General features: G+C 62.0%; 22 protein-coding genes. 12 read left to right on the plus strand and 10 right to left on the minus strand.

Features of this window, described 5'->3' with window-relative positions:
• The first annotated feature begins 112 nt into the window (after positions 1 to 112).
• The 3 genes from M2360_RS01900 to guaA are packed head-to-tail and all read left to right on the plus strand — an operon-like array spanning position 113 to position 2,810.
• Positions 113 to 556 (plus strand): PaaI family thioesterase, encoded by a 444-nt coding sequence (locus M2360_RS01900; RefSeq protein WP_280772672.1) that lies wholly within the window; start codon positions 113 to 115, stop codon positions 554 to 556.
• Positions 553 to 1,191, plus strand: coding sequence for a 5'-methylthioadenosine/S-adenosylhomocysteine nucleosidase (locus M2360_RS01905; RefSeq protein ID WP_280772673.1), 639 nt, complete (start codon positions 553 to 555; stop codon positions 1,189 to 1,191). Before M2360_RS01900 ends, M2360_RS01905 begins: the two co-directional genes overlap by 4 nt.
• A 56-nt stretch (positions 1,192 to 1,247) precedes the next feature.
• A complete protein-coding gene (gene guaA, locus M2360_RS01910; RefSeq protein WP_280772674.1) occupies positions 1,248 to 2,810 on the plus strand; it encodes a glutamine-hydrolyzing GMP synthase in 1,563 nt (520 codons plus the stop codon).
• A gap of 70 nt (positions 2,811 to 2,880) precedes the next feature.
• Here guaA and M2360_RS01915 read toward each other — a convergent pair whose 3' ends face one another.
• The gene (locus M2360_RS01915) at positions 2,881 to 3,723 is read right to left on the minus strand and encodes an alpha/beta hydrolase (RefSeq protein WP_348529521.1); all 843 of its coding nucleotides are present in this window, start codon (positions 3,721 to 3,723) and stop codon (positions 2,881 to 2,883) included.
• A 266-nt stretch (positions 3,724 to 3,989) separates the two neighbouring features.
• Here M2360_RS01915 and M2360_RS01920 point away from each other — a divergent pair, with 266 nt between their 5' ends.
• The gene (locus M2360_RS01920) at positions 3,990 to 4,976 is read left to right on the plus strand and encodes a GlxA family transcriptional regulator (RefSeq protein WP_280772676.1); all 987 of its coding nucleotides are present in this window, start codon (positions 3,990 to 3,992) and stop codon (positions 4,974 to 4,976) included.
• Between the two features lie 25 nt (positions 4,977 to 5,001).
• On the opposite strand, the gene M2360_RS01925 is transcribed toward M2360_RS01920, so the two are convergent.
• Entirely contained in the window at positions 5,002 to 6,207 is a 1,206-nt protein-coding gene (locus M2360_RS01925; protein ID WP_280772677.1) for a GGDEF domain-containing protein, read from the minus strand.
• Positions 6,208 to 6,364: 157 nt separating this feature from the next.
• Here M2360_RS01925 and M2360_RS01930 point away from each other — a divergent pair, with 157 nt between their 5' ends.
• Together M2360_RS01930 and ybaK are read left to right on the plus strand one after the other, a co-directional pair.
• Positions 6,365 to 6,715: an arsenate reductase gene (locus tag M2360_RS01930; protein WP_280773065.1), complete on the plus strand. Its 351-nt coding sequence runs from the start codon at positions 6,365 to 6,367 to the stop codon at positions 6,713 to 6,715.
• Positions 6,716 to 6,718: 3 nt separating this feature from the next.
• Entirely contained in the window at positions 6,719 to 7,192 is a 474-nt protein-coding gene (gene ybaK / locus M2360_RS01935) for a Cys-tRNA(Pro) deacylase (RefSeq protein ID WP_280772678.1), read from the plus strand.
• 11 nt (positions 7,193 to 7,203) lie between these two features.
• Here ybaK and grpE read toward each other — a convergent pair whose 3' ends face one another.
• Together grpE and hrcA are read right to left on the minus strand one after the other, a co-directional pair.
• Positions 7,204 to 7,809 (minus strand): nucleotide exchange factor GrpE, encoded by a 606-nt coding sequence (gene grpE, locus M2360_RS01940; protein ID WP_280772679.1) that lies wholly within the window; start codon positions 7,807 to 7,809, stop codon positions 7,204 to 7,206.
• Between the two features lie 114 nt (positions 7,810 to 7,923).
• A complete protein-coding gene (hrcA, locus tag M2360_RS01945) occupies positions 7,924 to 8,979 on the minus strand; it encodes a heat-inducible transcriptional repressor HrcA (protein ID WP_280772680.1) in 1,056 nt (351 codons plus the stop codon).
• A 170-nt stretch (positions 8,980 to 9,149) separates the two neighbouring features.
• Between hrcA and rph the strand changes: the two genes are divergently transcribed.
• From rph to M2360_RS01970, 5 genes are all read left to right on the plus strand, one after another.
• The gene (rph, locus tag M2360_RS01950; protein ID WP_280772681.1) at positions 9,150 to 9,866 is read left to right on the plus strand and encodes a ribonuclease PH; all 717 of its coding nucleotides are present in this window, start codon (positions 9,150 to 9,152) and stop codon (positions 9,864 to 9,866) included.
• Positions 9,867 to 9,877: 11 nt separating this feature from the next.
• Positions 9,878 to 10,285, plus strand: coding sequence for a VOC family protein (locus M2360_RS01955; protein ID WP_280772682.1), 408 nt, complete (start codon positions 9,878 to 9,880; stop codon positions 10,283 to 10,285).
• Between the two features lie 13 nt (positions 10,286 to 10,298).
• Positions 10,299 to 10,943 carry an RdgB/HAM1 family non-canonical purine NTP pyrophosphatase gene (gene rdgB / locus M2360_RS01960; RefSeq protein WP_280772683.1) on the plus strand — a complete coding sequence of 215 codons (645 nt, stop codon included), beginning with the start codon at positions 10,299 to 10,301 and terminating at the stop codon, positions 10,941 to 10,943.
• A gap of 7 nt (positions 10,944 to 10,950) precedes the next feature.
• Complete coding sequence (gene hemW, locus M2360_RS01965; RefSeq protein WP_280772684.1) at positions 10,951 to 12,123, plus strand: radical SAM family heme chaperone HemW; 1,173 nt, start codon at positions 10,951 to 10,953, stop codon at positions 12,121 to 12,123.
• Positions 12,124 to 12,280: 157 nt separating this feature from the next.
• Positions 12,281 to 13,252 carry a fatty acid desaturase gene (locus M2360_RS01970; protein ID WP_280772685.1) on the plus strand — a complete coding sequence of 324 codons (972 nt, stop codon included), beginning with the start codon at positions 12,281 to 12,283 and terminating at the stop codon, positions 13,250 to 13,252.
• On the opposite strand, the gene M2360_RS01975 is transcribed toward M2360_RS01970, so the two are convergent.
• The 6 genes from M2360_RS01975 to M2360_RS02000 all read right to left on the minus strand — a co-directional run bounded on the left by M2360_RS01975 (position 13,234) and on the right by M2360_RS02000 (position 19,654).
• Positions 13,234 to 14,049: a PhnD/SsuA/transferrin family substrate-binding protein gene (locus M2360_RS01975; RefSeq protein WP_280772686.1), complete on the minus strand. Its 816-nt coding sequence runs from the start codon at positions 14,047 to 14,049 to the stop codon at positions 13,234 to 13,236. The two genes, M2360_RS01970 and M2360_RS01975, sit on opposite strands and share 19 nt — an antisense overlap.
• Before the next feature lie 7 nt (positions 14,050 to 14,056).
• On the minus strand, positions 14,057 to 15,616 hold the full coding sequence (dnaA, locus tag M2360_RS01980; protein ID WP_280773066.1) for a chromosomal replication initiator protein DnaA: 1,560 nt from the start codon (positions 15,614 to 15,616) through the stop codon (positions 14,057 to 14,059).
• Between the two features lie 808 nt (positions 15,617 to 16,424).
• Complete coding sequence (gene rpsT / locus M2360_RS01985) at positions 16,425 to 16,691, minus strand: 30S ribosomal protein S20 (protein ID WP_280772687.1); 267 nt, start codon at positions 16,689 to 16,691, stop codon at positions 16,425 to 16,427.
• 211 nt (positions 16,692 to 16,902) lie between these two features.
• Entirely contained in the window at positions 16,903 to 17,676 is a 774-nt protein-coding gene (locus M2360_RS01990) for an enoyl-CoA hydratase (RefSeq protein WP_280772689.1), read from the minus strand.
• 15 nt (positions 17,677 to 17,691) lie between these two features.
• Positions 17,692 to 18,579 carry a bifunctional DNA-formamidopyrimidine glycosylase/DNA-(apurinic or apyrimidinic site) lyase gene (gene mutM / locus M2360_RS01995; protein ID WP_280772690.1) on the minus strand — a complete coding sequence of 296 codons (888 nt, stop codon included), beginning with the start codon at positions 18,577 to 18,579 and terminating at the stop codon, positions 17,692 to 17,694.
• Between the two features lie 76 nt (positions 18,580 to 18,655).
• Complete coding sequence (locus tag M2360_RS02000) at positions 18,656 to 19,654, minus strand: murein L,D-transpeptidase family protein (protein WP_280772691.1); 999 nt, start codon at positions 19,652 to 19,654, stop codon at positions 18,656 to 18,658.
• 249 nt (positions 19,655 to 19,903) lie between these two features.
• Between M2360_RS02000 and ubiE the strand changes: the two genes are divergently transcribed.
• Positions 19,904 to 20,680 carry a bifunctional demethylmenaquinone methyltransferase/2-methoxy-6-polyprenyl-1,4-benzoquinol methylase UbiE gene (gene ubiE / locus M2360_RS02005; RefSeq protein WP_280772692.1) on the plus strand — a complete coding sequence of 259 codons (777 nt, stop codon included), beginning with the start codon at positions 19,904 to 19,906 and terminating at the stop codon, positions 20,678 to 20,680.
• Positions 20,681 to 20,682 lie beyond the last annotated feature (2 nt).

Consider the following 20,682-nt stretch of genomic DNA (forward strand, 5'->3'; position numbering starts at 1 on the left):
CATGCTGGCTCGCAAAGCCTATCTTGCTTCAGGAAAAGCCTTTCCATGCTCCTGGGGCCGCTTGTGTCTTGGGGGAAGTGATGGCAGTTTCGCAACCGCGAAAGGGCTCATCATGACAGAACCGACGGATTTCCGGGAGAGAATCGAGGCTTCCTTCGCCTCCCAAGGCGCGATGGCGCTGATCGGGGCGGAGCTCACCCGCATCGAGCATGGCTCGGTGGAAATCGAACTGTCCTACCGGCCAGAGCTCACCCAGCAGCACGGTTTCCTGCATGCGGGCGTGATATCGGCCGCGCTTGATTCTGCCTGCACCTATGCGGCCTATACGATGATCGAGCCTGAGACCTCGATCCTGACGATCGAATTCAAGGTCAATCTGATGTCGCCCGGCAAGGCGCCGCGTTTTCTGTTTCGCGGCGAGATCACCAAGCCGGGCTCCAACATCATCGTCGCTGACGGCCGCGCTTATGCGCTGGGCGACGGACCCGCCAAACTGATCGCCTCGATGACCGGGACCAAGATGGCCCTACGCGGCCGGGAGGATATTCGCGGATGACAGACAGGCTGAAACAGGCGCACGGCAAATCCATTCTCTATGTGATGGCGGCGGAGGCGGAATATGGCCCGGCGCTGAAAGCGCTTTTTACACCCGTGATGACCGGCGTGGGGCCTGTTGAAGCCGCCGTTCAGCTGACGCGCGCGCTGACCGAACTGACGCTGGATGGGCGCAAGCCCGATCTCGTCGTATCTCTCGGCTCGGCAGGCTCGGCGACGCTGGAACAGACCGAAGTCTATCAGGTTTCCTCCGTGTCCTATCGCGACATGGACGCCTCCGCCTTCGGCTTCGAGAAAGGCCGCACGCCCTTCCTCGACCTGCCGGCGACGATCCCCCTGCCCTTGCGCATTCCCGGCCTGCCGGACGCGCGGTTGTCGACCGGGGCCAATGTCGTCTCCGGCGCGGCCTATGAGACAATCGACGCCGACATGGTGGAGATGGAAACTTTCGCGATCCTGCGCGCCTGCATGAGCTTCGGCATTCCGCTGATCGGCCTGCGCGGCATCTCCGACGGCAAGGAGGAGGTTCGCCATGTCAGCGACTGGACCGAATATCTGCATGTGATCGACGAAAAGCTCGCCCACGCCGTCAAGACGCTGGAAGCGGCAATCGCCGACGGACGCCTGGTTTTTTGAGCGACGCGGCGGCGCAACCGCTTGCGCGATCCCGAGAGATTCTTTAAAGGCTCGCCATGACCCAGCAAGCTCCTTCCGACACCATTCTCATCATCGATTTCGGCAGCCAGGTGACGCAGCTCATCGGCCGGCGCGTCCGCGAGGCGGGCGTCTATTGCGAGATCGTCCCTTTCCAATCCGCCGAAGAAGGCTTTCACCGCCTTCGCCCGAAGGCGATCATCTTCTCGGGCGGCCCGGCTTCGGTGCTCGACGAGGGCAGCCCGCGCGCGCCGCAGGCGGTGATCGACAGCGGCTTGCCGATCCTGGCCATCTGCTATGGCCAGCAAACGCTCTGCACCCAGCTCGGCGGTAAAGTGGAAGGCGGCCATGCCCGCGAATTCGGCCGCGCCGATGTCGAGATCCTCAAATCCAGCCCGCTGTTCGAAGGCTTCTGGGAGGTCGGACAGAAATATCCCGTCTGGATGAGCCATGGCGACCGCGTCACCGTGGCCCCCGAAGGCTTTGAGATCATCGGCACATCCGAAAACGCGCCGTTTGCGATCTGCGTCAACGAAGCGAAGAAATATTACACCACCATGTTCCATCCGGAAGTGGTGCATACGCCTGATGGCGCCAAGCTGCTGTCCAACTTCGTGCACAAGATCGCGGGCGTCACAGGCGACTGGTCGATGTCGGCCTATCGCCAGCGCGCCGTCGAGACGATCCGCGAACAGGTGGGCGATGGCCGCGTGCTCTGCGCGCTTTCGGGTGGCGTTGACTCGTCTGTGGCGGCGCTTCTCATCCATGAAGCGATCGGCGACCAGCTGACCTGCGTGCTCGTCGATCACGGCCTGATGCGCAAGAACGAGGCGCGCGATGTCGTCGCCATGTTCCGCGAGCATTACAATCTGCATTTGATCCATGTCGACGCCTCCGACCGCTTCATCTCAGCGCTCGAAGGCGAAAGCGATCCGGAGACCAAGCGTAAGACCATTGGTCGGCTGTTCATCGAAGTGTTCGAGGAAGAAGCCAAGAAGCTTGGCGGCGCCGACTTCCTGGCCCAGGGCACGCTCTATCCCGACGTCATCGAAAGCGTTTCCTTCACCGGCGGCCCGTCGGTGACGATCAAGAGCCACCACAATGTCGGCGGCCTGCCTGACCGCATGAACATGAAGCTTGTCGAGCCCCTGCGCGAACTGTTCAAGGACGAAGTGCGCGTGCTTGGCCGCGAACTCGGCCTGCCCGACAGTTTCATCGGCCGCCACCCCTTCCCCGGTCCGGGTCTTGCGATCCGCTGCCCGGGCGGCATCAGCCGTGAAAAGCTCGAAATCCTGCGCGAAGCCGACGCCGTCTATCTCGACGAAATCCGCAAGGCCGGCCTCTACGACAAGATCTGGCAGGCGTTTGCCGTGCTGCTGCCGGTGCAGACTGTCGGCGTGATGGGCGACGGCCGCACCTATGAATTCGTCTGCGCGCTGCGCGCTGTGACGTCTGTCGACGGCATGACAGCGGATTTCTACCACTATGACATGAACTTCCTCGGCCGCGCTGCGACCCGCATCATCAACGAAGTGCGCGGCATCAACCGCGTGGTCTATGACGTGACGAGCAAGCCGCCCGGCACGATCGAATGGGAATGATTTCGGCTCTCTGATGAGCGTGAAAAACCGGCTGCGGCAAGCAATTGCCGCAGCCGGTTCGTTTTGAGCCTTAGGCCCGGACGAAAGCCAGCAGGTCTTCGTTCAACACATCGGCATTGACGGTGAGCATGCCGTGCGAAAAGCCCGGATAGGTCTTCAGCGAACCATTCTTCAGGAGCTTTGCAGACTTCAGGGCCGAATCCGCGATCGGAACGATCTGGTCGTCTTCGCCATGCAGCACCAGCGTCGGCACGGTGATGGCCTTCAGGTCTTCCGTCTGGTCGGTCTCGGAAAAGGCCTTGATGCCGTCATAATGGGCTTTTGCGCCGCCCATCATGCCCTGGCGCCACCAATTCTGGATGACCCCTTCGTGAACCTGGGCGCCATCCCGGTTGAAACCGTAGAAGGGACCGGCCGGCACGTCGCGGAAGAACTGGGCGCGATTGGCGGCCAGAGCGGCGCGGAAGCCATCAAACACCTCGATCGGCAGGCCTTCCGGATTGGACGCCGTCTTGAGCATCAGCGGCGGGACGGCCGAGACGAGAACGGCCTTGGCGACGCGGCCGGCGGGCTGGCCGTGCTTGGCGACATAGCGGGCCACTTCGCCGCCGCCGGTGGAGTGGCCGATATGGACGGCGTTCTTCAGGTCCAGATGTTCTGCGACGGCGAAGGCGTCGGCGGCGTAGTGATCCATATCATGGCCATCGGCCACCTGCGCAGAGCGGCCATGGCCGCGACGATCATGGGCGACGACGCGGAAGCCCTTGGACAGGAAAAAGAGCATCTGGGCGTCCCAATCGTCCGAGGACAGCGGCCAGCCGTGGTGGAAGACGATCGGCTGCGCGTCTTTCGGACCCCAATCCTTGTAGAAGATGTCAACGCCGTCCTTGGTGGTGACGAAACTGCTGGTCATGTCGGTGTCTCCTTGGTTTTTGGAAGCGGTTTGGCTGTTGGCGAATACGGGAATATTAAGGGCTGCGAGCGACACGGCTGCGCCGCCGGTGATCAGCAGGCCGCGGCGGGTGGCCATTGGGCTGTAGCCCTGTTCAATCGATGCCATGGTCGTTCCTTTCTCTGGCGGTTTGCGCTCTGTCGTCGTTTCGACATGGACAGATGTAGGCCATTCGTGCTTTCACCGCAGGTGGCGCAACTGACATTAATCATGCAGAAAGTGACAAGATGATGAGGCCGGTGAATTGGGTGTCGGAAGTCGGATTGCTGATCTATCCCGACTGCCAGTTGTCAGCTGTCTATGGGCTGACAGATCTCTTCCGCATCGCCAGCCAATGGGCGCCGCAGCAATCCGGGCAAGTGAAAGCCATTCGGGTCTCGCATTGGCAGGTCGAGGCTGACGACGTGGTCTGCGTTTGGGATAGCCAGCCGGAACAGCCGCATCGGCTCGGCTATATCATTGCTCCGCCAAGCATCGTCATGCCCGCGCAGATGCAGCCGATGCCGGCGGCGGCAAGCTGGATCGTGGACATGCACGCCAAAGGCGCCACAGCGTGTTCGATTTGCGCCGGCGCCTTCGTTCTCGCGGAGACAGGTCTGGTCGATGGCCGGCGGGTGACGACCCATTGGGCGTTCAGCGACGAATTGGCGGCGCGCTTTCCGAAGGTGGATCTGGCCGCCGAGCAGATGGTGATCGACGACGGCGACGTCATGACCGCAGGTGGAATCCTGGCATGGACGGATCTCGGCCTAACGCTGGTCGAAAAGCTGATGGGCGTCGGGACGATGCTGGCGACGGCGCGCTTTCTTCTCGTGGATCCGCCCCGCCGCGACCAGGACCTCTACAAGGCGTTCATTCCCAAATTCGATCACGGCGACGCCGCCATCCTTGGCGTCCAGCACCACATTCAAGCGCAGGCGTCGGAAGCGCATGATATTTCCGAACTGGCGCGCCGAGCGGGCCTGGCCGAACGCACCTTCCTGCGCCGCTTTACAAAAGCGACGGGGCTGCGCCCAACGGAATATCTCCAGCAGATCCGGGTAATGAAAGCGCGCGACGCCCTAGAAACGACCAATCGCTCCGTCGAACAGATCTCCTGGGATGTCGGCTATTCTGACGCGACGGCCTTCCGGCGGGTGTTTCAACGGCTGACCAGCCTGACGCCAACGCTTTACCGGCAACGTTTCGGGGTGCGGCGCGGCCACGAGCAGTGAGCGCTTCGCCGCATTCAGGCCCCGTTCACCCCCCGGCGGACTTGAGCGCCGTCAGCGCCGCCTGGAGATCCGCGATCATGGCCTCGCCGGTTTCGAAGACGCCGCCTTCCACCACCACCATGTTGCGGCCCGCCCCCTTGGCCTCGTAGAGGCACTGGTCGGCGCGATCGAGGGCAGCCTGGAGGTTGTCGTTCTCCGCTTGCATCTTGGCGACGCCGAAGCTGGCGGTAATCTGGCGGTCGATGCCGAACTGGCGCCAATCGCGACCGGCGAAACGCAGGCGAATGCCATGCGCCAGCACGCCGGCTTCGGCGAGTCCCGCATTAGGAATGCAGATGACGAATTCTTCGCCGCCCAAGCGTGCGGCGACCGCGCCGGCCGGAATCGACGTCCTGATCTCCAGCGCGAACGCCGCGATCACCCGGTCGCCGGCGGCATGGCCGAAGCGGTCGTTGACCTGCTTGAAATGATCGATATCGGTCACCACGATCACGCCGGACCAGGCTTCGCGACCTTGTGCGGGTCTCAACGCCTGGTCGAGACCGCGCCGGTTATAGAGACCGGTCAACGGGTCGATCTCGGCGGCGCGGCGATAATTCAGCATCACCCGCATGACCATCGAGCCAAAGGCGGCGGCGGCGAGCAACACGCCGAAACAGCCGCCGGTGATCTGAATGACCACGGCGTAAACCGACTCGCCGAAGGCTGCGAGGTCGTCATTGTCGCCGACAAGATAGTTGATGGCGATCACCCGGCCCAGCGTTTCGATGACCACCAGCGAAGCCGCGGCGACGACCAGCCGGTCCGCCGGCGTAAAAGCCTGCTGGACCACCGCCGTCAGCGGCAGACCGAGCAGGAGCGCGGCGACGAGATCGTTGAGCAGCAATTCCGAGCGGAGGTCAGCCAGACCAAAAACAAGATAGACATCAACGGCGAAATACAGCCCGATCAACAAAAGGCGATAGCGGAGGGCATAGGTCGCGCCGAAATGGGTGAGCAGAGCCTGGCCATAGGAGAGAAATCCGAAGACGAACAGCATGTCGCCCGCCATCGCCATGACTTCATCCGACGCCAGCGGCAGACTGGTAAGGAAACCCAAGCCGGAACAGCCGAAGCCAAGGCCCCAGAACAAGGCCGCCTTCAGCCCGAACCGCCACAGCACCATGAAAACCGCAGACACGGTCAGCGCCATGATCGGCAGGGTCAGGGCAAAACTATCGAAGGTTTCCATGACATTCCCGGCGACGAACTCACTCTTTGTCCAGAGCTACACGGGCAGCCTTAAAATTCGTTTTAAATCCGTGGCGTTTGTCGGTTTTCGCCCGCCACGGGCCGGTTGCGGGCGAGCCGTCGGCTGGATAAAACCAACAAAAAGGGATGCAAGCCACATGAACGCAACGATTTACGGAATCAAAAACTGCGACACGATGAAGAAAGCCTTCGCCTGGCTCGACGGCCATGGCGTGGACTACCGCTTCCACGATTACAAGAAAGAGCCGCCCGCTCCCGAGGCCATCGCAGCCTGGGTCGACGCGCTGGGCTGGGAGACGGTGCTGAACCGCGCGGGAACCACGTTCAAGAAATTGCCGGAGGAAGATCGGACGGATCTCGACCGCGACAAGGCCATCCGGCTGATGGCGGCGCAACCTTCAATGATCAAGCGGCCGATTCTCGACAGGGACGGGAGCGTGACGGCGGGGTTCAAGCCCGACCTGTATGCAGGCGTCTTCGGGGGCTGACCGATGTCGAAGTCCACGCGCGCCACGCTTTCGCTCGCCAAGGCCGGCGTCGCCTTCGAGACGGTGATCTATGACTATGATCCCGACGCCGATCGCATCGGGCTGCAGGCGGCTGAGGCGATCGGCGCGGCGCCATCGATCGTGCTGAAGACGCTGATGGCGGAAGTGGACGGCAAGCCGGTTTGCGTGGTGCTGCCGTCGGACGAGGAAGTGAGCATGAAAAAGCTCGCCAGCGCCTTCAAGGGCAAATCCGCCAACATGATGAAGCCGGCGCAGGCGGAGAAGACGACGGGCTATGTGGTCGGCGGCATCTCGCCGTTCGGCCAGAAGAAGCAGGTTCCGACCGTGTTCGAGGAGCAGGCGCTCGCCCATCGCCTCGTCTATATGAATGGCGGCCAGCGCGGGCTTCAAGTGAAGCTTTCGCCGCAGGACGCAATCAAGGCGGCGAATGGCTTCGCCGCCTCGGTGATCGCCTGAATCCCAGGCTATCAGGCCGTCTGTTCTGAAGTCGGCGCGGCGTCGGCCTTGGGGCCGCCCTTGGAGACGCCGACCATGGCGGGGCGCAGGACGCGGTCGCCAATGACATAGCCGTCCTGCACCACCTGGATGACGGTGTTGGCCGGGATCTCCGGATTGGGGACTTCGAACATCGCCTGATGGAAATTGGGGTCGAATTTCTGGCCGGTCGGTTCGATCTTCTTGACGCCATGGCGTTCGAGCGCAGACAGCATGGAGCGCTCGGTCATTTCCACGCCCTCGACCAGCGCCATGAAGCCGGCGTCGCCGCCTGCCCGCGCCTCGGCCGGAATGGCGTCGAGCGCACGGCGGAGATTGTCGGATACTCCCAGCATATCGCGTGCGAAGGACGCAGCCGAATAGGTTTTGGCGTCCTTCACGTCGCGCTCGGTGCGGCGGCGCAGATTGTCCATCTCGGCGGCGAGGCGCAGATATCTGTCCTTGAGGTCGCTGTTTTCGGCCCTCAGGAGCTCGACCGGATCGGGTTCGGCGGCGGGCTGGGCCGTTTCGGCGTTTTCATGAGCGGCGGCGGCGGCTTCGGCGTCCGTCTGCGGCGCGGTCTTGGTCTCGTCGGTCATTACGGTCTCCGCATAAGTGAATGCATCATGGTGAGCTGATTTGATCGGGGATATCGAGGTTCGGGGCGAAAAAATCAAGGCATAGCGGCAAGATTCACCGCCTGAGCGGCGGCCCTACACAGTCTTGCCGGCAAGTTTCGACATCAATTGCGCGGTGTAGTCGACCATGGGCACAATCTTCGAATAATTGAGCCGTGTGGGGCCGATGACGCCGACCGCGCCGATGATCCGGTCCTCGCTGTTGCGATAGGGCGCAACGACCAGCGACGAGCCGGACAGCGAGAACAGCCGATTTTCGGACCCGATATAGATGCGGACGCCCTGGCCGCCTTCGGCGAGGTTGAGGATGTCGCTCAGCGATTCCTTCCGTTCGAGATCATCGAACAACATGCGCAGGCGGTCCAGATCTTCCGCGCCATCGACGCCTTCGAGGAGATTGGAGCGCCCGCGCACGATCAGGCGCGCCGGTCCATCGTCATCAACGGCGCCAGACCAGGTCGCGAGGCCCCGCTCGACCAGATCGCGGGAGAGCTGGTCGAGTTCGGTGCGGATCGTCTCTTTCAGCTTCTGGATGCGGTCGCCCGCTTCCGTCAGCGTCAGCCCCGACATATGGGCGTTGAGAAAATTGGCGGCGGCCACGAGCTGCGAGGATGTAATGCCCGCCGGCAAGGAGATGATGCGGTTTTCGACCTCGTCGCGATCCCCGACCAGCACCGCCAGCGCCTTTTCCGGCGACAGCCGGATGAATTCGACATGTTTGACCTGCGCGTCGTTCTTTGCGGTGATGACGAGGCCAGCGCCACGCGAGGCTGACGACAACAACTGGCTTGCGCCATGAAGCGCGTTTTCGACCGGCGTGTCCCTGTCGTCGGGACTAATCTGCCGGTCGATCTGCCGGCGCTCCTCCTCCGACAACGCGCCGATCTGCATGAAGGCGTCGACGAAAAAACGAAGGCCTTGTTGCGTGGGCAGCCGCCCCGCCGATATATGCGGCGCGTAAATCAGACCGAGTTCTTCGAGGTCACTCATCACATTGCGGATGGAGGCCGGCGACAGCGACATCGGCAAAAGACGAGAAAGCGACCGCGACCCCAGCGGCTCGCCCGTGCCGAGATAGCTTTCGACAATGCGCCGGAAGATTTCGCCAGACCGATCGTCGAGCATTTTCATCTAGCATTCCCTGTCGATGAGGCATTCCACCATGGCCGGCACAGGCCGCGCCTAGGAGAAATATAAGGATTTGAAGGCGCTGCGCAAAAGAAAAAACATCCCTTTTCCTTTGCAAATCCACCCTAGCGCCCTTAATACGGCTCAAGACAAGCACAGCAGGAGTTATGACGATGCGGCCATCCGGACGGAAAACCGATCAAATGCGCAAGGTGACGTTCGAACGCGGCTTTTCCAAGCACGCCGAAGGCTCCTGTCTGGTCAAATTCGGCGACACGCATGTGCTGTGCACGGCGAGCGTCGAGGAAAAGCCGCCGGCATGGCTGCGCAACACCGGCAAGGGCTGGGTGACGGCGGAATACGGCATGCTGCCGCGCTCGACGGGCGATCGCATGCGCCGCGAGGCCACGTCCGGCAAGCAGGGCGGACGCACCCAGGAGATCCAGCGGCTGATCGGCCGTTCGCTGCGCGCGGTCGTGGACCTGCAGGCTCTCGGCGAGCGCCAGATCACCGTGGACTGCGACGTCATCCAGGCCGATGGCGGAACCCGCACAGCTTCCATCACCGGCGGCTGGATTGCGCTGCATGATTGCCTGAAGTGGATGGAAAACCGCAACATGCTGAAGGTCGAGAAGGTCCTGAAGGACCATGTCGCGGCGATTTCCTGCGGCATCTTCGCCAACCAGCCGGTTATCGACCTCGATTATCTCGAAGACTCCTCGGCCGAGACCGACGCCAATTTCGTGATGACCGGAAAGGGCGGCTTCGTCGAGATCCAGGGCACCGCCGAAGGCGCTCCGTTCAGCGAGGAAGAGCTTTTGACGCTGATGGGTCTCGCGAAGAACGGCATTGCCGAACTGGTGACGCTGCAGAAACAGGCAATCGTCTGAGGAGATTCGCGATGAAGGCCGGCCGCGTGCTCGAAACCGCCGTCTATGCCGCCGATCTCGATGCGGCCGAAGCCTTTTATCGCGACATTCTCGGGCTCGACCTCATTTCGCGCGGCGGCGCGCGGCATGTGTTCTTCCGGGCGGGAGACGGGGTGCTCTTGGTGTTCAACCCCGAGGAAACCGTCACTGCGCCCACGCCCGATCAACTGCCCGTGCCGCCGCATGGCGCGAGAGGCGAAGGCCATCTCTGTTTCGCCGCGAGCGGTGCGGAGATCGACGCTTGGGAACGGAAACTGACTGCGGCGGGCGTGGCGATCGAATCCCGCGTCGCCTGGCCGAATGGCGGCCGCTCCATCTATTTTCGCGATCCGGCGGGCAATTCGCTGGAATTCGCCGAGCCCCGCATCTGGGGCGTCTGAACCAGAGGCAATCATGCGCAAGCTCGACAGCAAGACTATCATCGTCGCCAGCCACAATGCCGGCAAGATCGCCGAGATCAACGATCTCATCGGCCCCATGGGCTTCACCGCCAAATCCGCCAAGGAATTGAACCTCGCCGAGCCCGACGAGACTGGTACGACCTATGAAGAGAACGCCCGTATCAAGGCGCTGGCCTCGGCCATGGCGTCGGGGCTTCCGGCGCTCTCGGATGATTCTGGTCTCGCCATCGACGCGCTCGGCGGCGCGCCGGGCGTTTATACGGCCAATTGGGCCGAGCGCGAGGATGGCAGCCGCGATTTCGCCTGGGCGATGGAGAAGGTCGAGCGCGCACTGGAAGACAAAGGCGCCGTCGCGCCCGACCAGCGCAAGGGCCGCTTCGTCAGCGTTCTCTGCCTCGCCTGGCCGGACGGCCATACCGAGACCTTCCGCGGCGAAGTCGAGGGCGAGATCGTCTGGCCCCCGCGCGGAACCGCCGGCTTCGGCTATGACCCGATCTTCAAGCCCGACGGCTATGAAACGACCTTCGGCGAAATGACCGCCGAGGAAAAGCATGGTTGGCGGCCTGGCGACGCAGAGGCGCTGTCGCATCGCGCCCGCGCCTTCAAGCTGCTGGTGGAAACGGGGCTGACGCTCTGAGATGGACGTGAACGCCGCCCTGCTTCCGGATACGGGCGAACCGGGTTTCGGCGTTTATCTGCATTGGCCTTTCTGCGCGGCCAAGTGTCCCTATTGCGATTTCAACAGCCATGTTCGCCACCAGCAGGTCGACCAGGACGCCTTCGTCGTGGCCTTCCTCAAGGAAATGTCGGTGATGCGTGACATCAGCGGCCCGCGGACGGTGACATCGGTCTTCGTCGGCGGCGGCACGCCGTCGCTGATGAGACCCGAGACAATCGACGCCCTGTTGACCGGGATTTCCCGGCTCTGGCACATGCCTGACGGCATCGAAATCACCATGGAGGCGAATCCCTCCAGCGTCGAGGCCGAGCGCTTCAGGGGGTATCGCGCCGCCGGCGTCAACCGGGTGTCGCTCGGCGTGCAGGCGCTGAACGACCGCGACCTCAAATTCCTCGGACGGCTGCACAATGTCGAGGATGCGCTGAAGGCGGTGCGGCTAGCGCGGGAGATCTTTCCGCGCATGAGCTTCGACCTGATCTATGCCCGGCCCGGCCAGAGCGAAGAGGCGTGGATCCGCGAACTCAACGAGGCGATCGGCTATGCGGTCGATCATCTGTCGCTCTACCAGCTCACGATTGAGGAGGGCACGCCGTTCTTCGGCCTGCACCAGAACGGCAAGATATCCCTGCCCGATACCGACACTGCGGCGCGGCTTTACGAGATCACCCAGGAGGTGACGGAAGCGGCAGGCATGCCTGCCTATGAAGTGTCCAACCACGCGAAGCCGGGCGCAGAGAGCCGCCACAACCTTACCTATTGGCGCTATGGCGATTATGCCGGCATCGGACCAGGGGCGCATGGGCGTCTCAGCCGTCAAGGGCATAAATACGCCACCGCCACCGAGCGGCATCCGGAAACCTGGCTCGCCGCTGTCGCGGCCAAGGGCCAGGGCATGGTCGAGCAGGAAAGCCTGGAGCGCGACGAGCAGGCCGACGAAATGCTGCTGATGGGCTTGAGGCTGCGCGAAGGGCTCGATCTGGCGCGCTGGAGCGAACTCGCCGGACGCGGCCTCGATCCAGATCGGGAAGACTTCCTCATCCAGCATGGACTGATCGAACGGCTGGGCAATTCGCGGCTGCGCTGCACGCAATCAGGCATGCTGGTTCTCGACGCCGTGGTCGCCGATCTCGCCGCCTGACATCCTCATGCCTTGCGTGAGCCTTGAAGGCGACGTGATCCGTCGCCAGCAAGGTCTTGACGCGGCGCGAATTTCGCTTTCCTAATAGGGATCTAGGTAGCGCCAGGATGATTTTGCTCTCCGCGTTCGGAACCTGATTTCTAGACTATCGATTTTCATGTCATCCCACACACTCGAAGGCGCCTCTGCGGGCGGCGCGAAACGTATCCGCAAATCCATCGAATGGCCCACCATGCTCCTCGCTGTCGTCATATATGGCGGCTGGGGGCTTTTGACCTTCTTCTGGGCCGCTCTCCCCTATCCCCTGCTCTTCGCGCTCGGCGGCTGGATCATCGCCTGGCACGGCTCCCTTCAACATGAGGTGCTGCATGGGCACCCCACCCGCTTCAGGGTGATCAACGACGCCATAGGCTGGCCGCCGATCTCGATCTGGCTGCCTTACCGGCTCTACAAGCGCTCGCATCTCAAGCATCACAACGACGACTGGCTCACCGATCCGATCGAGGATCCGGAAACCTATTACTTCACCGGCGAGCACTGGGCGCGGACCGGCGCGGCGGGACGGCTGCTCGCCACGCTCAACAACACCTTGCCGGGGCGGTTGATCCTCGGCCCGCTGATCGCTGTCGCAGCCTTGTTCGGCTCGGAGACAGCGCTGATGGTCAAGGGCGATCGGCGCAATCTCGGCCTGTGGCTCCGGCATATGGTGGGCGCGGCTATCGTCTTCGTCTGGGTGATCAGCGTCTGCGGCATGCCGCTCTGGATCTATCTCACCGCCTTCGTCTATGCCGGCCTCGCTTTTTCCAGGCTGCGCTCCTTTGCGGAGCACCGCTATGCCGGGGAGAAAGAGGAGCGGACTGCGATCGTGGAGAATACGCCGGCGTTCGGATTGCTGTTTCTGCACAACAATCTCCACATCGTGCATCACAGCCGTCCGCAACTGGCCTGGTACAAGATCCCGGCGCTGTACAAGGCCGAGCGCGACGCCTTCATCCGGCTGAATGGCGGCCTTGTTTATAACGGCTATTGGGAAGTGGCGCGGCGCTATTTCTTCCGCGCGCATCATGAGCCGGTGCATCCGCATCATCCGGAGAGGGTGATCGTGGGCGATCAGGCCAGGGTCGGGTAGCCCTGCTCTTCGGCCTGACGACGGAAATCGTCGAGCCTCTGGTAGTCGCCGTCCGTGAGGATGGCGACGCCCTTCAGACCGAGCGCCGCGAGTATGGCGGCATTGGCCGAATCGCCGATGACATCGGCAAGAGCCGATTGGATCAGAGCGAGTTCCTCGTCGCTCGTCGCGCCGCGCGTGATGAAGGGAAGTCCGGGGCCGCGGGGCGTCTCCGCCACGATTCGCACGCCAGCCAGCCGTTCCGGCGCATGCTTCTCAAGCAACCCCCAGGTGACAGTGTCGACCGAAGCAATCTCGGCCAGGCCGTCGCGCACGGCGTCGATGGAGGCGACATGACCGCCGCTGACCATGATCGAGCCGAGAAAGGGCTGGCCCTTCGCCAAGGGCGCGAGCGCGGCGCGAAACAGGTTCATGCCGGAATTCGACATCCAGTCATTGATCGCAGCGCGGCGTCCACGGAAATCCTCAAGCGTCCGACCCGGATGGGCCTCATGGGCGATAACGAAGCTGGCGCGCTCCGTCCCCTCACCACCCTTGAACTCGTAAATCGGCGTGGCGACCAGGCGCACCCTGTCCCGGAGCTCCATGACATAGGGATAGCCGCAGGTCTGTGAGAAGATCAGGTCCGGCTCGCTCCAGACCGCATGATAATGCGACTTGCGATCCAGCGCGTCTGAGACGGAAAGACCGCCCTTGCGAAGTCTCTGCGCAAGGGCGGTCCAAAGCCGGTCATTGGCCTCGCGCACCGGGCCTTCCATGTCATACATCGACAGGGTGGCGCGGAGCGTCGAAGCCAAGGATTGATCACTCATTGATAAGGCGGCGCAGCAGTTCGACTTCCTGCGACAATTTCTGGTCGGAGGACAGAAGTTCTTCGATCTTGCGCACGGCGTGCAGAACCGTCGTATGGTCGCGTCCGCCAAAGCGACGACCAATTTCCGGGAAGGAACGCGGCGTCAGGGTCTTGGACAGATACATCGCCACCTGGCGCGGCTTCACGATCACGCGGGTGCGGCGGTTGGACACCAGTTCCTGGCGCGAGACATTGTAGTGCCGCGCGACGATGCGCTGGATGTCTTCGATTCGCACCCGCTTGGGCTCGCCGGCCCCGACAAGATGCGCCAGCAGTTCGTCGACTCGCTCAAGCGACAGGTCCGGCTCGAAGGAGCGGCGGAAAATCAGCTGGTTGAAGGCGCCTTCCAACTCGCGGCCAGAGGCGGTGACGTTTTCGGCGACATGGCGAAGAATATGTTCGGGAATGTCGATGCCCGGATCTTCGGTGCGGGCCTGGGCCAGCCGGATCTTCATCATTTCCAGACGCATTTCAAAATCGGGACCTTCGATCTCGATGGCCACACCGCCCTGCAGGCGGGAGCGGACGCGCGGATCGAGCGATTCGAGTTCCCAGGGCGCGCGGTCAGCGGCCACGACCACCTGCTTGGCGCTGTCGAGCAGCATATTGAGCAGATGGCAGAACTCGTTCTGGATCAGCTTGCCCTGCAGGAACTGCATGTCGTCGATGATCAGAATGTCGATGTTGCGGAGCGATTCCTTCAGCGTCAGCGCGTCGTTGTCGCGGATGGCGGTGGCGAAACGCCACATGAAATATTCGGCCGTCAGATAGACCACGCGCGGATTACGCGGGTTCGACAGCGCCGCGGCGGCAATGGCCTGCAAGAGGTGAGTCTTGCCGAGACCGACGCTCGAATGAATGAAGAGCGGATTGAAGCGCACTGCGCCCGCGCCCGATTCGGCGATCGTCTTGGCGGCGGCGAGCGCAACGCGGTTGGACGAGCCTTCTACGAAGCTCTGGAATGTGTAGCGGCTGTCGAGGGGCGAGCCAAACAGCGTGCTCTGCTGGGCGGGGGCCGCGCGGCTGGCGGTTTGCTGGGCCTGCGGCGACGTCATGTGCAGCGGTTGGGCAGGGTAGGAACTGGAGCCCCGGCGCTGCGGCTGGGCAGCGGGCGACGGATCGGCAAGGTTCGCGCCAGCTTCATCCGCCATAATCGGGCGAGAGGGACGTGCGGCGGACCTAACGAGAATTTCGACCTTGAGGATGTTGGCGTCTTCTTCCTGAAGAAGGGTCGTCATCATGTCGAGATAACGATTGTTGATCCACGACTTCAAGAAGGTCGTCGGCACCGAGAGGCGCACAACGCTCTTCGAAACCGAATGGATCTTCAGCCGGCCAAACCAGCTGGCATAGACCTCGGGCCCGACCTTGGCCTTGAGTCGCGCGCTGAAACGCTCGAACAAGGCGTCGCTCTTCATGCCGGTGTCCCCCGCATCCGCGCCAGCATTGGCTGCTGTTATGAGAGCGTCTCCCGATGAGAACGCGCCCTTTTCTGTCATTGTCATTTGCATGTCGCCGCCTTTTTTCACGCCAAGAACGACGGCCACGGAACACTCCGCGACTCATCGTCCGTCCTCCTGAAAGTCAGGCTCATCCGCCAATTCGCAGCCATTTCAGGACGCGAAAAGTTTGACGGGCCTCGTTGGGCTTGACGATCAGGATCTAACGCTCATTTACTCACACTGTTCCCTGCATTCCCTGTCCCTGGAAAATGCGGGATTTACGCACTCGCCTCGTCGAAACACTCTCCGCGACATGTCGACAGAATAGCGCGGGATGACTCGGATGAGTCGACCCTTGGCATGCCTGTCGGTCGAGGATTGAGCGATGCTTCCGCCCGAGGCCGGAGCTTGGTTTACCGATGCGTCCTAACTGTCTTCACCGGTTTTTCCTGTCTCCGTGGATTTCATTTAGGCAAGATCGGCCGGCAAGATCAATCGCCTTTTTTACCCAATCTTAAGAGAAAACCGTTGACTTTCGCGAAGCTCAATCCGCACCCGGGACCCCCAAAAGAGAATCGCAGCCAAATCAATAGGATTCCCGAAAGAGCCAGTTTTGGGGGCGTCACAAACAAAAAAATAAAAAATTCACTTGACTCGATTTATTCGGACGCTGCCGCAGGGAAAGGCGCGAGCAACAAAAGACACCTCCCGCAAGCCATTGAAATTCATATATTATTTACGCCTCTCACAAGCTCTCCGAAATGTTACAAATGTCAGATCTCGTGACAATTTGACGAACTTCGGACGACGATTCCGGAGAACGACAAAAGGCCCGGCGCGAACGCCAGGCCATTTTAGAAAGCAATATTTGCTGTGATCAGGCGCCGATCGAGTTCACGCGCTGGGCAAGACGAGAGACCTTGCGGGATGCGGTGTTGCGATGAACGACACCCTTGGTCGCGGCGCGCTGCAACTCAGGCTGAGCAGCCTTGAGAGCGGCTTCCGCTGCGGTCTTATCGCCAGAAGCGATTGCTTCCTCGACCTTGCGGATGAAGTTGCGCATACGCGAGCGACGCGACTTATTAACGTCCGTGCGGCGGGCGATCTTGCGGGTCGCTTTTTTCGCCGAAGTGGTATTGGCCATGTATGCCTCTCTAAATTCGATCCTGTCCGACATGCCCCTTTGCCGTGGACCCTTCCGGGGTACGGCCTCAATGCCGGGCAATGAGGGAGCATCCAGAAAAGCCGAATAGACGGCTTTTCAAACTGTGGGCGGCGTATAGCGCCAAACCGCCCGTGCGTCAATGATCCCGGCAAAAGAATCTGTGGCGGTTGCGCGCATGACGAGTCCCGTTTCAGCGATGCCGGAAGGCCGGCTTACGCTTCTCCACAAAGGCCGTCATGCCTTCCTTCTGGTCATCCGTCGCAAACAGCGAATGGAACAGGCGCCGCTCGAAGCGCAACCCTTCGGCGAGCGTGGTCTCGAAGGCGCGGTTGACGCTCTCCTTGGCCATCATCACCGAAGGACCAGAGAAGGACGCGATCTTTTCGGCCGCCGCAAGCGCCTCGTCCAGGAGGCGGTCGGCTGGCACGACGCGCGCCACAAGCCCAATGCGCTCGGCCTCCTGAGCGTCAATCAGGCGGCCCGTCAGGACCATGTCCATGGCCTTGGCCTTGCCGACAGCGCGCGCCAGGCGCTGTGTGCCGCCCATGCCGGGCAGGATGCCGAGCGTGATTTCCGGCTGGCCGAATTTGGCGGTGTCGGCGGCGATGATGAAGTCGGCCATCATCGCCACTTCGCAACCGCCGCCAAGCGCAAAGCCTGCGACCGCGGCGATCAACGGCTTGCGGAAGCCGGTGACGCGATCCCAGCCGGCGGCGTAGTCGGCGCCATAGGCTTCCGTGTAAGTAAGGTCCTTCATCTCTTTGATGTCGGCGCCTGCCGCAAACGCCTTTTCGGAGCCGGTCATCACCACGGCGCGCACAGCGTCATCGACGGCAAACGCAGAGAGCGCGTCGACAAGCTCTTCGAGCAGCTTTGCATTCAGCGCATTCAGCGCCTGGGGTCGGTTGAGTGTCACGAGGCCGACGGCTCCGCGGGTTTCGACGATCAGCGTTTCATAAGCCATGTGATGTTCCCGATTTTAAATCTGGCATTCAGAGCAAAAGAAGGTCGAGCGGCCGGCCTGGACGATGCGGCCGACAGTTCCCGCGCAGCCCGGCGTCGGGCAAGTCTGCCCCTCACGGTCATAGACGCGGAAACGATGCTGGAAATAGCCAAGCGAGCCGTCGGTCTGGATATGGTCGCGCAGCGACGAGCCGCCCGCCTCGATCGCCTCGGCGATCACCGCGCGGATGTCGTCCGACAATCTCGACAACCCAGCTTTCGGCGCGCCTCTGGCGTCGACAAGCGCGCCGACCGGGGTCTCCGGCGACAGACCGGCGCGGTGCATGGCCTCGCAAACATAGATATTGCCGAGGCCGGCGATGATCTTCTGGTCGAGGAGCGCGCTTTTCAGCGGCTGCTTGCGCCCCTTGAAGCGGGTGGCGAGATAATCCGCCGACAAGAGATTGCCTGTCGGTTCCGGCCCCAGCCCCTGGAAAGATGGGTAATCGTCAAGCAGCGGCGCGCTCCATAGATGCATGAAGCCGAACCGCCGGGGATCGTTATAGACGATACGGACCGGCCCCGCCTCGCCCGCGAGGTCGAAGACCACATGATCATGGGCCGCGTCCTTAGAGCGGGGATGATGGAATTCGCCGGGCGCTGCGCGCTCTTCCGCCTCGATCCGGAACGAGCCGGACATGCCGAGATGGGCGATGACAGTTGAGCCGCCCTCGATATGAATGAGAAGATATTTGGCTCGTCGCCCCAACGCCTCGATGCGGCGTCCCTGAAGAGTGTCGACGAAGCCTTCGGGAAAAGGAAATCGGAGATCGGGCCTGTTGAGCGTCACGCGGTCGATGCGCGCCTTTTCCATGAAGGGCGCGAGCCCGCGGCGCACGGTCTCCACTTCAGGCAATTCGGGCATGGTCGGCGGCTTTCTCGGGCAGGTGACTGTCGCCGTCTATATAGACAAGCCGAACGCCCCCCGCCAGCCCGGCCGATCAATCGGTTGCGGGCTGATAGGGATCGGCGAGCGCCGCGCCGGGACGGCTGATCGGGTATTTGCGAACCGATATCTTGGCCGCCATGCGTTTTTCGCCGTAGCGCGACAGGAGTTCGCGGAAACTCTTATGCATGCCGCCGTCCTGATAGGCATACGCAGTCGACGCCGCAGGCATGGAGAGCGGGGCGGACGCCAGCGCCGGTTCGGTGAGGCAGGGCGCGAGCGGATTGGCGGGCAGGCTTTCGGCCGGCTGGTTGAACACGTAGCGGCCGGAGCAAGCGCCGACAGCAGGTTCGCGACGCGTTGTCTCGAAGGAATCATAGCCGAGTTTGATCGCCCGCCAGAACGCCATATTGGGATCGCCCGCATGCCGGGCCATATTGTCAGGCGTCATGCGGAATGGGTAGGACTGGACCTGGAAGGACGGCTGGCCAGCTCTCAGCGCCGCCTTCACGAGCGGGTAGATTTCCGCCATCTGCTGGTCGGTGAGCGCGAAACAACCCGACGACGAACAGGCGCCATGCACCATGAGCGCTTCACCCGTATAGCCCAGCGCACTTTCCAGCCGGTTGGGGTAGCCGAGATTGAAAGACAGGTAGAACTGCGACTTCGGATTCAGCAGGCCGAGGGAGACATTGTAAAAGCCCTCCGGCGCCTGCCTATCTCCGATCTTCTTCTTGGGGCCCAGTTTCCCCGACCATCGACAGATCGGATAGGTCTTAAACAGCGCATATTGGCCGGACGGTTTCTTCTTCCAGACCTCGAATTCGCTTTCCGCCTTGAAGATGCGGATGAGCACCGGATCCTCCTCGCGAAAACCTTTGGCGCGGATCTCGCGGGCGAGCTTGGGCGAAATGGACGTGTCCGGCTCGATGTCGAGCGCTGATGTCGTGCAGCCGGCAAGCGCCGCAAGCGAAAGAAGGCCGAAAGCGGCCAGAGCTGAGCGGAACGGGGACGACAATGTGCTGGCCATGAAGTGGTTACTCAGAAATTCCAATATCGGTTATCCCGGGACGATCTTTCCGTTCCGTTAATCACCTATCGCGATCAGGGAAAGCGACAGCCTCAACACGACAACGTGACCGCAATATGCCCGGCAAAGCCTGTGCGAAGCCTTTTTGTGTCGCGCGCAACAATCTGCCCGCGACCATTTTGCGCCGCTCGGCTATGGCGTCGGCGGGACCGATCCGGTATGGTTCGACCATTGTAAAGCAAAAAGACAAAAAAGACAGAAGTGGAGCGCCACATGACGACGGAACGCGCAAGCGCCGATGGCGGCATGGAAACATCCTATGGTTTTCGCCAGGTCAATCCCGGCGAAAAGCAGAGCCTGGTCAATGACGTGTTCCACAAGGTTGCCAAACGCTATGACATCATGAACGACCTGATGTCGGCCGGCCTGCACCGCGTCTGGAAGGACGCGATGATCTCAGCCCTCAATCCGCGCAAAAGCGCAGACTACAAAGTGCTGGACGTCGCCGGCGGCACCGGCGATATCGCCTTCCGCATCATCGAGGCTTCCGGACGGCTGGCGCAGGCGACCGTGCTTGACATCAACGGCTCGATGCTCGGCGTGGGCGCGGAACGCGCCGAGAAAAAGGGACTGGCGGGCAATCTGACTTTCGTCGAGGCGAACGCCGAGGAACTGCCGTTCGAGGCCAACACATTCGACGCCTATACGATCGCTTTCGGCATCCGCAATGTGCCGCGCATCGATGTCGCGCTGTCGGAAGCCCATCGCGTGCTCAAGCGCGGCGGTCGCCTGCTGGTGCTCGAATTTTCCGAAGTCGAAATGCCGCTGCTCGATCGGGTTTATGACGCCTGGTCGTTCAACGCCATTCCGCAGATCGGCAAGGCGGTGACGGGCGAGGCCGAACCCTATCAGTATCTGGTGGAATCGATCCGCAAATTCCCCAATCAGCGGGATTTTGCCGAGATGATCACCAAGGCCGGCTTCTCGCGCGCTGCCTACACCAATTATTCCGGCGGCATCGCCTGCCTGCATTCCGGCTGGAAGCTTTGATC

It is taken from the genome of Rhizobium sp. SG_E_25_P2, assembly GCF_029892285.1.
GTDB lineage: Bacteria > Pseudomonadota > Alphaproteobacteria > Rhizobiales > Rhizobiaceae > Rhizobium_E.